The sequence below is a fragment of the Thermodesulfobacteriota bacterium genome (genome assembly GCA_031082315.1).
Taxonomy (GTDB): Bacteria; Desulfobacterota; QYQD01; order QYQD01; family QYQD01; genus QYQD01.
Map to the genome: position 1 here is coordinate 157,950 of JAVHLC010000003.1, position 13,975 is coordinate 171,924.

14 protein-coding genes and 1 tRNA gene are annotated in these 13,975 nt (G+C 50.0%); 12 read left to right on the forward strand and 3 right to left on the reverse strand.

The genetic code is table 11. The features are described from left to right. Positions 1-4 precede the first annotated feature (4 nt). A complete protein-coding gene (locus RDU59_04295) occupies positions 5-313 on the reverse strand; it encodes an Ada metal-binding domain-containing protein (GenBank protein MDQ7837698.1) in 309 nt (102 codons plus the stop codon). Positions 314-824: 511 nt separating this feature from the next. Here RDU59_04295 and RDU59_04300 point away from each other — a divergent pair. Then, entirely contained in the window at positions 825-2,207 is a 1,383-nt protein-coding gene (locus RDU59_04300; GenBank protein ID MDQ7837699.1) for a phosphomannomutase/phosphoglucomutase, read from the forward strand. Positions 2,208-2,263: 56 nt separating this feature from the next. Beyond that, positions 2,264-2,611, forward strand: a complete 348-nt coding sequence (locus RDU59_04305; GenBank protein ID MDQ7837700.1) for a DUF721 domain-containing protein — start codon at positions 2,264-2,266, stop codon at positions 2,609-2,611. Here the strand turns inward: RDU59_04305 and RDU59_04310 are convergent. Beyond that, positions 2,538-3,332, reverse strand: coding sequence for a tRNA1(Val) (adenine(37)-N6)-methyltransferase (locus tag RDU59_04310; protein ID MDQ7837701.1), 795 nt, complete (start codon positions 3,330-3,332; stop codon positions 2,538-2,540). The two genes, RDU59_04305 and RDU59_04310, sit on opposite strands and share 74 nt — an antisense overlap. 5 nt (positions 3,333-3,337) lie before the next feature. After that, the gene (locus RDU59_04315) at positions 3,338-4,693 is read right to left on the reverse strand and encodes a DUF1015 domain-containing protein (GenBank protein MDQ7837702.1); all 1,356 of its coding nucleotides are present in this window, start codon (positions 4,691-4,693) and stop codon (positions 3,338-3,340) included. Positions 4,694-4,938: 245 nt separating this feature from the next. On the opposite strand from RDU59_04315, the gene RDU59_04320 reads away from it, so the two are divergent. From RDU59_04320 to RDU59_04365, 10 genes are all read left to right on the forward strand, one after another. Beyond that, positions 4,939-5,385 (forward strand): Hsp20/alpha crystallin family protein, encoded by a 447-nt coding sequence (locus tag RDU59_04320; protein ID MDQ7837703.1) that lies wholly within the window; start codon positions 4,939-4,941, stop codon positions 5,383-5,385. Between the two features lie 283 nt (positions 5,386-5,668). Beyond that, positions 5,669-6,277 carry a CDP-alcohol phosphatidyltransferase family protein gene (locus RDU59_04325; protein MDQ7837704.1) on the forward strand — a complete coding sequence of 203 codons (609 nt, stop codon included), beginning with the start codon at positions 5,669-5,671 and terminating at the stop codon, positions 6,275-6,277. 262 nt (positions 6,278-6,539) lie between these two features. Then, entirely contained in the window at positions 6,540-7,151 is a 612-nt protein-coding gene (locus tag RDU59_04330) for a CBS and ACT domain-containing protein (protein MDQ7837705.1), read from the forward strand. A 26-nt stretch (positions 7,152-7,177) separates the two neighbouring features. Continuing rightward, positions 7,178-9,118 (forward strand): acetate--CoA ligase, encoded by a 1,941-nt coding sequence (acs, locus tag RDU59_04335; GenBank protein ID MDQ7837706.1) that lies wholly within the window; start codon positions 7,178-7,180, stop codon positions 9,116-9,118. 24 nt (positions 9,119-9,142) lie between these two features. Further along, entirely contained in the window at positions 9,143-10,321 is a 1,179-nt protein-coding gene (locus tag RDU59_04340; GenBank protein MDQ7837707.1) for a homocysteine biosynthesis protein, read from the forward strand. Next, positions 10,311-11,105: an ATP-dependent sacrificial sulfur transferase LarE gene (larE, locus tag RDU59_04345; GenBank protein ID MDQ7837708.1), complete on the forward strand. Its 795-nt coding sequence runs from the start codon at positions 10,311-10,313 to the stop codon at positions 11,103-11,105. The genes RDU59_04340 and larE overlap by 11 nt, the downstream gene beginning before the upstream one ends. A gap of 26 nt (positions 11,106-11,131) precedes the next feature. Continuing rightward, a tRNA-Pro gene (locus RDU59_04350) sits at positions 11,132-11,208 on the forward strand. A gap of 296 nt (positions 11,209-11,504) precedes the next feature. Further along, complete coding sequence (locus RDU59_04355; GenBank protein MDQ7837709.1) at positions 11,505-12,323, forward strand: hypothetical protein; 819 nt, start codon at positions 11,505-11,507, stop codon at positions 12,321-12,323. 105 nt (positions 12,324-12,428) lie between these two features. After that, the gene (locus RDU59_04360; protein ID MDQ7837710.1) at positions 12,429-13,406 is read left to right on the forward strand and encodes a hypothetical protein; all 978 of its coding nucleotides are present in this window, start codon (positions 12,429-12,431) and stop codon (positions 13,404-13,406) included. 281 nt (positions 13,407-13,687) lie between these two features. After that, positions 13,688-13,966: a type II toxin-antitoxin system RelE/ParE family toxin gene (locus RDU59_04365; GenBank protein MDQ7837711.1), complete on the forward strand. Its 279-nt coding sequence runs from the start codon at positions 13,688-13,690 to the stop codon at positions 13,964-13,966. Positions 13,967-13,975 lie beyond the last annotated feature (9 nt).

Here is a 13,975-nt window from a genome sequence, read left to right on the forward strand (position 1 = left end):
GAGGTTATTTCTGTGTCTTGGCAGCTGGTTTTATATCTGATTTTGCAGCCGCTGGGGCCGGGATACAGGTCTTGCAAGGTTCATATCCCTTTTTTTCAGCTTCTGCTACATCCTTAAAAGTAACCATGTTTTCCTGTTTGATTTTTTTGGCCAGTTTGCAGGAGGGCAGGTGGTACTTGCCTCCTTTAGCTGAGCCTACAAAAGCCGGTTCTTCTTTTGTAGCCGTCTTCTCGACAGCTTGCACAGAGAATGCGACCAGAGTAAACGCGAACATCAAGACTAGAATTAACGAGACGTACCTTCTAACTGGCATAAATTTTTTTTCCTCCTTGAACTAGATATTTTTTAGCCTTTTATTCTCCCCGGCCCGTGGCCGGCCTATGGCCGGAGAGTCTGATTTCTCTTCTCGGTATCGGCCGGGAAAACTTTAAATTATGTGCATTTTTTTTAAGATCGGGAGCAGAGAGTTCTGTAAGGAGCATATCCGGTGCAGTTATGAGATGTGATATTAGTTTTTTCGCAAACCTTTCCGGGGTTATGCAAAAATAGACAATTTTGGAGAAAAATGTTATAGCCGAAAGGCCCCATAGCTGTTTCAGGCGGGCAAGTTTTAAACCCAGTCATAATATTCGGAAACCGAAGGGTGCCGAATGAGCTGTCAGCACTCAGCTATCGGCATGAAGCCGGTCCACCGTTCACTGTTGACCGTTTACCGAAAGAAAATGTCGGACAACGGATAACGGATAACAAACATGCAGACAGCTAATCGCTGATCGCTGAAAGCGTGAAGCCGGAAACGGTGGTTTCCGGATGAGCATTAACTGATGACATATGAAGATGTGACCCCGGCGGAGGACCCTGTGAACCCGGCTATTTTCAGAGAGTACGACATCAGAGGCATTGTAGATAAAGACCTGAGCGAAGAGGTGGTACGCGACATCGGCCGCGCCTATGGAACCGTTATCTGCAAAAATGGCTTAAGAAATGTCACCGTGGGCCGGGACGGGCGGCTGAGTTCGGAACGTTTTCAGAAGGCCCTGATCGAAGGCATCCTGGAGACAGGTTGCAACGTTACAGACGTGGGCCTCTGCCCCACGCCGCTCCTTTACTTCTCCATCTTCCATCTTCAGAAGGACGGCGGGGTCCAGGTGACCGGCAGCCACAACCCCCCGGAGTTCAACGGCTTCAAGCTCTGTGTAGGAAAAGAGACCATACACGGGGAGGCCATCCAGGGGCTGAAAAAGATCATCGAGGCCAGGGATTTTACTTCAGGGACCGGCTCCTTATTCTCATTTCCCATAATTCCCGCCTATCTGCATTACATAAAACAAAACATCTCTCTTAAGCGGCCATTAAAAGTAGTTATAGATGCCGGAAATGGCACGGGAGGGCTGGTGGCGCCCGATCTCTTCCGGTATTTTGGCTGCGAGGTTACAGAGCTTTACTGCGAAGTGGACGGGAGATTCCCCAATCACTTTCCCGATCCTACTATTCCCGAAAACCTGGGCGATCTTATAAAACTGGTGACCTCGAAGAGGGCTGATTTCGGTGTCGGCTACGACGGCGATGCCGACCGCCTGGGTGTCGTGGACGAAAAGGGCAACATCCTTTTCGGCGACCGGCTTCTCATCCTATTCGCACGTCAGATATTAAAGGCCAACCCTGCTGCGGCCGTCATCGGAGAAGTCAAATGTTCCCAGACCCTTTATGATGATATAGCCAAAAACGGTGGCAGGCCCATCATGTGGAAGGCCGGGCATTCCCTCATAAAGAGCAAGTTAAGGGAGGAAAAGGCCCTTTTGGCCGGCGAGATGAGCGGACATATCTTCTTTGCCGATCGTTATCTCGGCTTTGATGACGCTATCTATAGTTCCCTCCGTCTGGCCGAAATTGTCGCCCAGTCCGAACGGCCGTTGAGCGAACTCCTCTCTGACGTGCCGAAGACCTTTTCTACTCCGGAAATCAGGGTCCCCTGTCCCGATGAATCCAAGTTTGCCGTGGTGGAAAGGGTCAAGGAATACTTTCAAGCCCGCTATAAGACCATCGACATAGACGGCGTGCGCATTGTATTTGATGACGGCTGGGGGCTTATCCGGGCCTCGAATACCCAGCCGGTGCTTGTCCTCCGTTTCGAGGCCCTGAGCGCTGAAAGGCTGGACGAGATCCGGAACCTCGTGGAAGGTAAATTAAAAGAACTGACCGGTTAGTTTTCGCCCGGAAACCACCGTTTCCGGATGAACACTAGTTGATTTTAGGGATACCCATGACGCTGACTTCCATCGGCAGCATCCTGAAGAAGATAGCCTCTGAGAGGAACTGGGAGGAACGTTTCAGGGTCTATAGTGTCTGGGATTGCTGGGACGAGGCAGTAGGTAGTGTGGCAGCCCGGCAGGCCCAGCCTAAGAGTTTCAAGCAGGGATGTCTCTGGGTCGGCGTCTCGGACCCCATGTGGATGCATCACCTGCAGATGTCCAAGGAAACAATGCGCGACAACCTTAACGCCAGGCTTGGCTCGCCGCTAATCAAGGATATCCGGTTTACCCTTTCGCCGCCCGGTCCTTATAAAGACGCTGCATCTCAGGAGAATAGCGCCGGGCCTGATCGTAGATAAAAAACGGCGGCAGAATCTTTAGCTCTTCGCCGCCATCTTTGACGGCCTCCACCAGGACAAATCTTCCTTCATCCCCCGGATAAGAATACACCACCTGTAAGCGCTTTGGCTCCAGCCCTGTCTCCCGCATAGCGCTTATGAGGCCGGCAGCGCGCCGGGCCGGATATATAATGGCTGCCCGGCCGCGCGGTCTCAGGAAATAACGCGCCGCCCTGAGGACATCCAAAAGTGAGGCGGCTATTTCATGCCGGGCCAGGGCCTTCTCTTCTTTTGGGTTCAAACGGCCGGATGATGACCGGCCATAAGGGGGATTGCTGACCACCCAGTCCGCATACGCGGCCGGTCGTGCCATAGGCAGATTCGCCGGGGCGAAGAATATCCCTTCCGGATTCTTTAAATCGCCCTGCTGTATGGTGATGCGATCTTCAAGGCCGTTTGCGATTACATTCCGCCTGGCCAGGTCAAAGAGATCCTCCTGCAGCTCCAGACCAAAAAGGCGAACCTGCGGCCTGCGGTAGGCAATAATAAGCGGGATAACCCCGCAGCCACAACCAATATCTACAACAATATCTTTTTCTTTGAAGTTTGGAAAATGGGCGAGGATTACGGCATCAATGGAAAACCGGTAACCGGATTTTTTTTGGATGACACCGATCTTCCCATGAAAGAGGGTATCCAGGGTCTCTTCGGAGGCACAGAAGGCCTCTCTATCTGCGGGTATAAACCTTACACCTCCTCATCCGGGACGATTTTATTGATGACCAGGCCGGTCAGGGCCTTTGGATAGAAATAAGTTGACTTATGAGGCATAACCAGGCCGGCCGTGGCCACATTTCTTACCTGGTCAATAGGGGTAGGATTAAGCAGGAAGGCCCAGGCCTTATCGTCCCTGGCCGCTTTTTCCATTATTTCGCGGGCGTTATGATAGTAACTCACCCTGTCTCCAGAGTCGTTGCCTTTATTTGTGTTTGTCAATCCCAGTACCCGGCCCAGAACAAGCTCGGTCAATACAAATACATCCAGTTCCTGGAGCGGGGCAGGCACCTCTCTGCCAAAGACCTCCTGCCTCGTCTCCTTCTTTAAACTTAGGAGATAAAAATAGTCATGGGAACCGGTATAAAGGCCCATAGTCTGCCGCCTGTCCATGCCGGCCTTCTCCAGGGCACGGCAGACCTCCCCGGCCCGGCCCACATAATCCCGGCTATTAAGAGGAAATTTCTCTATGTCAAAATAGCCTGCGGCCTTGTTCTTGAAATCCTGCCATGAAAGGCCTTTCTTGCGAGTGACCAGGCGGTGGGTCGGGAGTATCACAAGCCCTTTATCTTCCATACTGCAGAGGTACATCATGATATGGTTAAATGCCTGCTGCTCTCCGTAATCCGGGTATCTCTCCTGCATTATCCGGCGATAATCAAGGGCCGTGGTATAGCGGTGATGCCCGTCGGCGATGAAAAGAGGCTCTTTATCTAAGATTTTTTGGACCCTGGTTATAGCCTTGGGGTCCGTAACGGCCCACATCTCATGCTTTAGCCCTGCCCAGTCATAAAAAGAGGCAAGAGGAGGCTCTTCTTTATGCCTCTCAAGTATCTCCGTGACGGTATTCTCAGTATCCGGGTAAAGGGAAAATACCGGGCTGAAATTGGCCGAGCAGTGCTCCATCAGCTTAAGACGGTCGGAAGTAACCTTAGGAAAGGTCTTTTCATGGGGCCTGACTATACCGGCTGAAAAATCCTCCAGTCTTACCAGACAGAGGAACCCCTTACGGGTAAAGACACGGCTATCATCCAGGGTGTAGGTAACATGGTACAAATAGATAGCCGGCCGCTCGTCACGGACGAGCGCAGCCGCCTTCTGCCAGGCCTTAAAGTCTTGAGCGGCCCGGGTATAGCGATTATGCTTCTCATCATCGTCTTCTAAATTCTTTCCGAAGTCCAGGCGCACTACGTTATAAGGGCTCTTGTCGTAGAAGGCCTCCTGCTGCTCAGGCGATATGACATCATAAGGCGGTGTCACTGCCTTTTCCATATCATCAATTTTTTTAGGGTCGTATCTGAGCCCACGGAAGGGCTTTATGCGGGCCACCGGTGTTCCTCCTTATAAAAAACATGAACCGGGAACCGCCCCATGCGGGACCGGTCTATATCCAAAAGCCAAAAACTGACGGCCAATAGTTAACATGCCCCTCCTATGTCGTCAAGGCTTTTCCCCGGCTTTTGTCAACTCTTAGAAACCAGTTGACTGCGAATCTGCGAGACCTTAATATATTATCAATATGATATTTTTCTCTGGGAAGGGGAGAAAACGACAAATGGACAGGAGGTGTATATATGTTTGAATTGACCCCTTGGAAGCCATTTAAAGAATTGGGTGACCTACGAAGAGAAATGGATCGCATGTGGGATACCTTTTTCTTACGGGGACCCGAACTCGAACCCATATCGAGGGAATGGAGTCCTTCACTCGACGTCTCTGAAACGAAAGATAATATTACCGTCAAGGCTGAAGTTCCGGGGATGGACGCCAAAGATATTGACATCTCGTTGTCAGGTGATGTCCTTACTATTAAGGGAGAAAAGAAACAAGAAAAGGAAGAAAAAGGAGAAAACTTCCACCGTATCGAATCTTGTTACGGGGCATTTTCCCGCTCTATACGGCTCCCTGTTCCAGTTAAAAGCGAAGAGATCAAGGCCAGCTATAAAAAAGGAGTTCTCCGGATTACATTGCCCAAGAAGGAAGAGGTAAAACCCAAACAGATTACTGTAAAGGCAGAATAATATCGTGTTTTTTGTCCTTCTCCTTCCCGGAGAGATATTAGTGCTCATTCGGAAACTGCCGTTTCCGAATGAAAGCTCTCAGCGATCAGCTGTCAGCCATCAGCAAAAGGATAAGAGAAACATTATGTTAAGCTGAATGCTGACCGCTTCATCCGGCCTTAGCCGACCGTAGGCCGTACCTCTTGACTTTCAGCCTTTTTCTGCTAACCTATCTCGCACAATCAAAAATCACCTGTCAGACGGACGGGCAATTCTTCCGCACAGAATGTGAGCGCCGGATCGCATGCTCAGCCATAGTCTTGATCACAGACTCGATCGGTTACTAAGCGGCCTTTTATCTCGCATCCACTGCCTGGGCATCAGTCCCAATTTTCTGACCATAACCAGTGTGGTAGTGGCCATACCAGCTACGATTCTTTTTGGCCTGGGCCAGGGCCTGTGGGGCGGACTGATACTGCTCATCTCCGGTCTTTTTGACATACTCGATGGCGCCCTGGCCAGGACGCAAGGTAAGGTCACTCGCTTTGGCGGTTTTCTGGATTCGGTATTAGACCGGTACGTGGATCTGGGTATCCTGGCCGGCATCGCTTACTACTATGGGAGCAGCGGACAAAAGACGCTCCTTCTCTGGACGCTTATGGCCATGTCTGGAACGGCCCTTATTCCTTACGTTCGGGCCAGGGCGGAGTTAATCATCCCGCGCTGCTCGATTGGTATAGCGGAAAGGCCGGAACGGATAATTATGCTGGCTGCCGGAGGCATCTTTAATCTTTTACCATACGCTATCTTTGTCCTGGCCTTACTTACCCATGTTACAACACTACAGAGGATTATTTTTACCAGAAGACAGGATTCAGAATTCAGAAGTCAGAAGAATAGTAACGGGCGATGAGTGATGGGTCGGGAGGAAGGTATTTACTTCGCTCCTTCTTATATGTTAGTATCGATGCAAACTAAGTAAGTTCCATCCGGAACCTCCGGTTTTCTGGATGGAGCGGTCAGCAGTCAGCTATCAGCGTTCAGCTTAAGATGAGGTTGTTTGTCTTATGTTTTTTGCTGACGGCTGAAAGCTGATCGCTGACTGCTTTCATTCGGAAACGGCAGTTTCCGGATGAACACTAAGTAGTCGGCCAACAGCAAAAAGGGGTACAATAGTGAAAGTCAAAAATTGGATGATCAAAAAGGTTATCACTATAGGTAAAGGGGCTACGGTTCAGGATGCCCTGAAGCTTATGAAAAAACATTCTATCCGCCACCTGCCCGTCGTAGAAGAAAACGATAAAAGTTCCATAGTGGGCCTGGTCACGGAAGGTGGCCTGCGTCAGTTCTTTTTCTTGTCGATGGTAGAAAATATCTCGGTTCAGGATGCCATGGTTATCAACCCGATAACCATAGAACCCCATGCCAATGTTGAATTGGCGGCCGGCCTGATACATCGCCATAAAATCGGCTGCCTGCCTGTAGTTGAAAAGAAAAAACTGGTCGGCATAATAACCACTACCGACATCCTCGCCGCCTTTATCGAAATGATGGGGCTTTTAAAGGCCAGTTCCCGGATAGACCTGGAATTAAAAGGTGAGGAAGGGTCCATAGAAGAAATCTCACGCATAGTCAAGGAAAATGACAGCGAAATCATAAGCATAGGCATAGTGAACCAATCTCCCCGGAAAAAGTTGCAATATATTCGTCTTCAGAAGTGCGACCCGGAACCGATTGTTAAGTCACTGGAGAGGCACGGTTATAAGGTTGTTTCAGTCATGCGTTAATGATGACGACACTCGCCGACCCCGTTATGAAGCAAGAAAAGATTTTTGCCCCCCCGGTTGAATTCAGGCAAAAGGCGCGCCTAAGGAGTCTGGAAGACTACAAAGAGATGTACGGGCGTTCCCTGCGCGACCCGGAAGGCTTCTGGAGCGAGATGGCAGAAGATCTTGCCTGGTTCAGAAAGTGGGACAAGGCCTTTGAGGCCGATTTTAACGAACCCAGGGTAAGCTGGTTTATCGGCGGCAAGCTGAATGCCTCCTATAACTGCCTGGACCGGCACTTAAACTCATCCCGAAGAAATAAGGCGGCCCTCATCTATGAAGGAGAACGGGGACGGGAGCAGACCCTTACTTACCAGCATCTTCATTACCTGGTCTGTAAGTTTGCCAATGTCCTGAAAAAGAAAGGCATCAAAAAGGGTGACCGCATTGCCATCTACCTGCCCATGATACCGGAACTGCCCATCAGTATGCTGGCCGCCAGCCGCATTGGCGCTATCCATACGGTCATCTTTGCCGGATTTAGCGCCGAATCCTTACGCGACCGCATCAATGACGAACAGGCTAAGCTGCTCATTACGGCAGACGGCTCTTTCCGGGGAGAAAAGGTAATAGGACTAAAAAAGAATGCAGACGCGGCCTTGGCCGAATGTCCTGAGGTAGAATCCTGTATTGTCTGCAGGAGGGCGGGCATCCCCATAGACATGGTTCCAGGCCGGGATAGTCTATGGGATGACGAGATGACAGCGCCGGATATTTCTCCTGTATGCAAACCCGAGATAATGGATGCAGAGGACCCGCTTTTCATACTTTACACATCAGGGAGCACCGGTAAACCTAAGGGGGTGCTGCATACTACAGGCGGCTATCTGCTTTATGCGCTTGAGACCTTGAAGTGGATTTTTGATGTTCGTGAAGAAGATACCTTCTGGTGTACAGCGGATATCGGATGGATCACCGGCCATAGTTATATCGTTTATGGACCTCTGGCTGCCGGGGCCACCAGTGTTTTATTCGAAGGGACACCTGTCTATCCGGCCCCCGATCGCCTGTGGGGGGTAGTGGAAAAATATAAAGTCAGTATTTTCTATACCGCGCCCACGGTTATCCGGGCCCTGGCCAGAGAGGGAGAATCATGGCCTGAGCAGCATGATCTAAGCAGTCTGCGTCTCCTGGGGAGTGTAGGCGAGGTTATCAATCCGGAAGCCTGGCTCTGGTACCATCGGGTCATCGGCCAGGGGCGCTGCCCCATAGTGGACACCTGGTGGCAAACCGAGACCGGCGGGGCCTTGATCTCGCCTTTCCCCGGGGCTACGCCTCTTAAGCCCGGATCAGCCGTCTTTCCCTTTTTTGGGGTGGATGCCGCGGTAATTGATACGGACGGCCGGGAATGTCCGGCAAACAAAGACGGGTTCCTCGTTATCAAAAAAAGCTGGCCGGGTATGATGCACACCGTCTATGGCCACCCGGAGCGATTCAAGGAGACATATTTTTCCCAGTTTCCGGGCGTATATTTCACCGGCGATGGGGCCAGACGGGACGAAGACGGATATTTCTGGATTACCGGCCGCATCGATGATGTCATTAATGTCTCCGGCCACAGGCTGGGCACTGCCGAGATTGAAAGCGCCTTAGTCTCTTGCCCGGATGTGGCGGAGGCAGCGGTGGTGGGATACCCGCATGAGATAAAAGGTCAGGCTATATATGCCTTTGTCATCTTAAAAAAAGGAATAACCCGGAGAGAAAATCTCCAAAGCGAGCTGATAAAACACGTGCGTAAAAAGATCGGCCCGATAGCCGCTCCAGAAAAAATACGGTTTGTCGATGCGCTGCCCAAGACCCGGAGCGGGAAAATTATGCGCCGGATTTTAAAAAATATTGCCCAGGGCAAATTCGACCAATTGGGAGACACCAGCACCCTGGCCGATCCATCGGCTATTGAAGAACTTATTAAAAACCCGGCCGGATAGAATTCGTTATATCAAGGATCTAATATGAGCAAATACCAGGTAACCAAGACCATCCAGGAAATAAACGCTAAGATCAAGCAGGGCAAAGCGGTAATTCTGACCGCAGAAGAGATGATCCCTCTGGTCAAAAAGAAGGGGCCGGTGGCCGCGGCTAAAAAGGTGGATGTAGTGACCACCGGAACATTCTCGCCGATGTGCTCTTCTGGCGCCTTCCTCAACTTTGGCCAGAGCGTTCCCACTATAAAAGCCTCCAGGGTCTGGCTGAATAGCGTCCCGGCCTATGGCGGCCTGGCGGCGGTAGATATCTATATCGGGGCTACAGAGCCGGCCGAAGACGATCCCTTAAATAAGGTCTATCCGGGTGAATTCAGGTATGGAGGCGGCCATGTAATCCAGGACTTGGTAGCCGGCCGGAAAGTACAGTTGCGGGCCCAGGCCTATGGTACAGATTGCTATCCCTCCAGGAAGCTGGAAAAAGAGGTTACGCTTCGCGACTTACCAAATGCCATTCTCGTCAGTCCGCGAAACTGTTATCAGAACTATAATTGCGCCGTTAACCTATCCGATCGGACTATCTATACCTATATGGGCACTCTTCGGCCACGGGCCGGGAATGCCAATTACGCCACGGCCGGCCAGTTAAGTCCGCTAATGAACGACCCGTATTATAAGACTATCGGCCTGGGGACCAGGATATTTATAGGCGGCGCACAGGGTTACATCATTGGCCCGGGGACTCAGCATAACCCGGATGTGCCCCGCACGCCGGGCGGTGTTCCCAAAAAGGCCGCGGGAACGCTTATGGTCATGGGCGACTTAAAGGAGATGAACCCGCGCTGGCTGGTCGGGGTCAGCATACAGGGTTATGGCTGCTCCTTAGCCGTAGGCATTGGCGTGCCGGTTCCCATACTAAACGAAGAGATAGCAAATTATACCGGCGTTTCGGATGAGGAAATTTTTACTCAAGTTGTCGATTATGGATATGACTACCCAAACGGCATTTCAAAGACCTATGGTGAGGTCAGTTATGCCCAGCTTAAAAGCGGCTCGATTGTTGTAAACGGAAAGGAAGTGCCTGCCGCCCCGTTGTCGAGTTATCCACGGGCCAGGGAGATTGCCGAGACACTCAAGCGCTGGATAGAAGAAGGAAAATTTTTACTTGGAGAGCCGCAAAACCCCATCCCCGGTGTGCATGGAAAATAAGCTCAGATGCCTGCGGGATATATTGAGTAAAATGGGGAGGGTGGCTATTGCCCTTTCCGGGGGTATCGACAGCGCCTTTCTGCTCCGGGTGGCGGCCGAAGTAATCCCCGGCCGGATACTGGCCTTGACGTCCGTATCCATATTCCTGCCCGAAGATGACCTGGAAGATGCCAAAAAGATCGCCCGGCAGACCCAAACGGCGCAGCACCTTATCGACTTTGATCCCCTTGAAATCCCCTGCTTTGCCGAAAACCCGTCGGAACGGTGTTACTACTGCAAAAAGGCGCTTTGCCGCCTGTTTTTGAACCACGCCGGAGACCAAGGTATAACCAGCCTTATAGACGGAACCAACGCCGATGACTTACAGGACTCCCGGCCCGGTCTGAAGGCCGCGGCTGAACTCTCTGTACGCAGCCCGTTAAGTGAGGCTGATCTCACCAAGGCCGAGATACGGGCGTTAAGCCAACAACTGGGCATACCCTTTTGGGATAAGCCCTCCTCACCCTGCCTGGCCACGCGCTTTCCCTATGGCCAGCCGATTGTGGCTGAGGCCGTGGAGCGCGTAAAAAGGGCCGAAGCGTACCTGAAAAACCTGGGTTATAATCCGGTTCGGGTGCGGTCTTATGGGGACACGGCGCGTATTGAGACCGAAGCCGGGCAGGTCGGACTCTTTATGGAACAGGATCGCGCCGAGCACATTACGGAGCGCCTGCAGGAGTTGGGATTTACCTATGTCACGCTGGATATGGAAGGATATAAGTCAAAGAGTCCTTGCAAATCCTGAGACAACGTAGTATAAAATAACGGTGTCGGGACGTGGCTCAGCCTGGTAGAGCACAGCGTTCGGGACGCTGGGGTCGGAGGTTCAAATCCTCTCGTCCCGACCATAAAATGAAAAAAAGAGGGGTTGGAACCGATTCCAGCCCCTCTTTTTTGTGCCTTATTAACCTGCCAATCACTCACAAAGATTAAACTCTAACACGTCCCTGTCATTGCGAGGAGTCCGCCTAGGCGGACGACGTGGCAATCTCATTCCTATCTTTCTAATATTTAAACACATTTTATCTTATTGTCTTATACGGCAAATTCTTATATGATTACCCCAAAATGCAGATCTCGACGAAAAAATTCGAGTCGATATAATTTATAATGTTAAACATAAATGTCCCATTTGGGAGGTTACATGCCAAGAGTCGTTCCAAGCCAGGTTGTGGAAGTAATAGATCAAGTCTTTCCTGCTGTAAGAGATCAAAAAGATTCTCAGCAAGGTCGTTTTTCGGTTGATAGAACATATCAAAATGAAGTGGCAGCGATAGTTGAACTTGTATATCAGATTCCTGCAGAGCTATTAATACTTGACCCGAAAGATTACACAGCGCTCCAACTGGCTGTCACTGCCCTAAAGAACACCATATCTACATGGAAGCTTCGTGATTATGGCTTGGATCACATACACGGTCATGGGAACCTCAATCCTGTTACCATAATCAGAAATGCTCTTTCAAAATGTCCTGATGAAGGTGTATCAAAATCAACATCTGATCTAACCTTCATATCTATTCAAGAGTTGAGAGATAGTCTTCGAATTGATATTAGCTCAGCTAATCAAGCAGTTCAAAATGGTGAATGGAAAGCCGCGACAGTACTTGCTGGAGCAACAATTGAGGCCGTTTTGCTTTACGTGCTGCATTCGGTGCAAGATGCCGATCCATCCAAAATATCGACATCTATAAACGCCCTTGTTTCAAATGGTACATTTAGTAAGTCCCCCGGAAATAATCTTGATAAATGGTCGCTCCATTCATTAACAGAAGTCGCTGCCGATCTCAGCTTGATTAAAGAGGAAACTGCAACCCAGATAAGGATAGCACGTGACTTTAGAAATTTAATTCATCCCGGAGTTTCTGTACGAAAAAACATATTTTGCAATAGAGGAACTGCACTTTCTGCATTAGCAGGACTGGAACATACTATAAATGATCTGAGTGCAAATTCACCCTAACTTGAATTGAACCAATGTGTAACATCGGGTTTGATGAGGATGCGCGAAAAAAGCGCTCGCGCACCTATCAACCCGAGCGTTAGCCGCAAACGAAAGTAAATCACAATGAGGGACACAATCAAGCCGATATCCCTAAATCAGTTTAAGGCTATGGTGCACAGCCCGGTCTTGCATCCAATAGAAGGAGATAACCGATTCTATAATCTCGCATCTGGATTCTGGGTCTACGACGAACTACTATCTGATTTGCGGCGAACAGGTTGGATTAGGTTCGCTCCTGGTTTTAAAGCTGGGCTCTACGGGCATCCACATAGTGACTTGTGCATCAAGATGCTTGGGATGGGCGTAGGAGACGATCCCTTGTATTTCTGCGAGCGCGGTTACTACCTAACTCATGAACGGGCCATGCTGGAAGATTTTAGGGCTCAAGGTTTCGACTTTGTTCCCCAACCCCTTTCGCACGAGGAATCGATACGATTTTTGGTCGACCGATGTAAGGTTAGCCCACTGCAGGCGGAAATGCGTGTTCTCAGAGACGACGTTCTGATTATGGAATTTATCTCTGGTGTTCCCTTCGCAACCCAGACCGGCTGCTTCTTGAACTACGACATTAACATAGTGGCGTTCGAGAACGACGTTCTGAAAGCAATGTTGGCGGCTATGCATGAGCTAAGGAGTGAATTGGAAAAGGCAAATAGCCAACAACTTCTCCATAACGATCCGATGCCGCCAAACATCATTTTTACGATCGGCAAGGACGATGATATTCGTGCTCGACTTGTAGATTTCGAGCTTGCACAGAACCTAAAGAAGCCTTCGCCGGAGTACGTTAGCAACAGCATTACCGAGCTCTACTTGGAACGCGATGTTCCGAGAAATCTTAACACAAACAAGTATAAGAAAAATTTGGATCAACATTTGATGCATGAATCAATTAGCATGGCCGAAGAAATCGTGAAAGCTGGCCCACAGATAAGGGCACTGGCAGACGCACTCGATACCGTTTCCATTAGCATTCCTTTCCTCGGAGGAATAAGCATTAATCTGGGTCGAGCTTACAGGTTCTTAAAGGGCAAGGGCTAACAAACGCTTGCAGGAGGATTGGCCTTCCGCTCCGCTCCAGGCCAACCGCTGGAGCGTATCGTTGAATCTGTAGAAAAAGTCCGTTGAGAACTTCAAAGATGAGTCCTGAAGAAAATCGGCTTCACAGAATGCCCCGGGATCGACGATCTCCCTATCGGTAGGGGTTTTGCACCCCCTAATTTCACCCCTCAAACAATTCCGAGGGGTTTTTCTATAGACTCGTTATGCTTGCGATAGGAATGCCGGTTGACATATTACGTATCGCGTAATATATTTCAGATGTGATTAAAGCATTTGCCTGCCGAGATACTGAAAAACTATTTAATGATCAACGGGTACGCCGTTTCCAAGCCTTTGAAAGGCAGGCAAGAAAACGGCTCCTGGTTTTACATGCTGCTCCCAGCATAGAGGCGTTGATGCTTAACCCAGGAAATAAATTTCACGCTCTTTCCGGGAGTCGAAAAGGTCAATATGCTATCAGTATCAATAAGCAGTGGCGCGTATGTTTCGAATGGCAGGACGGCAATGCGTACCATGTTGAAATTACTGATTATCACTGAGGTGTTCCT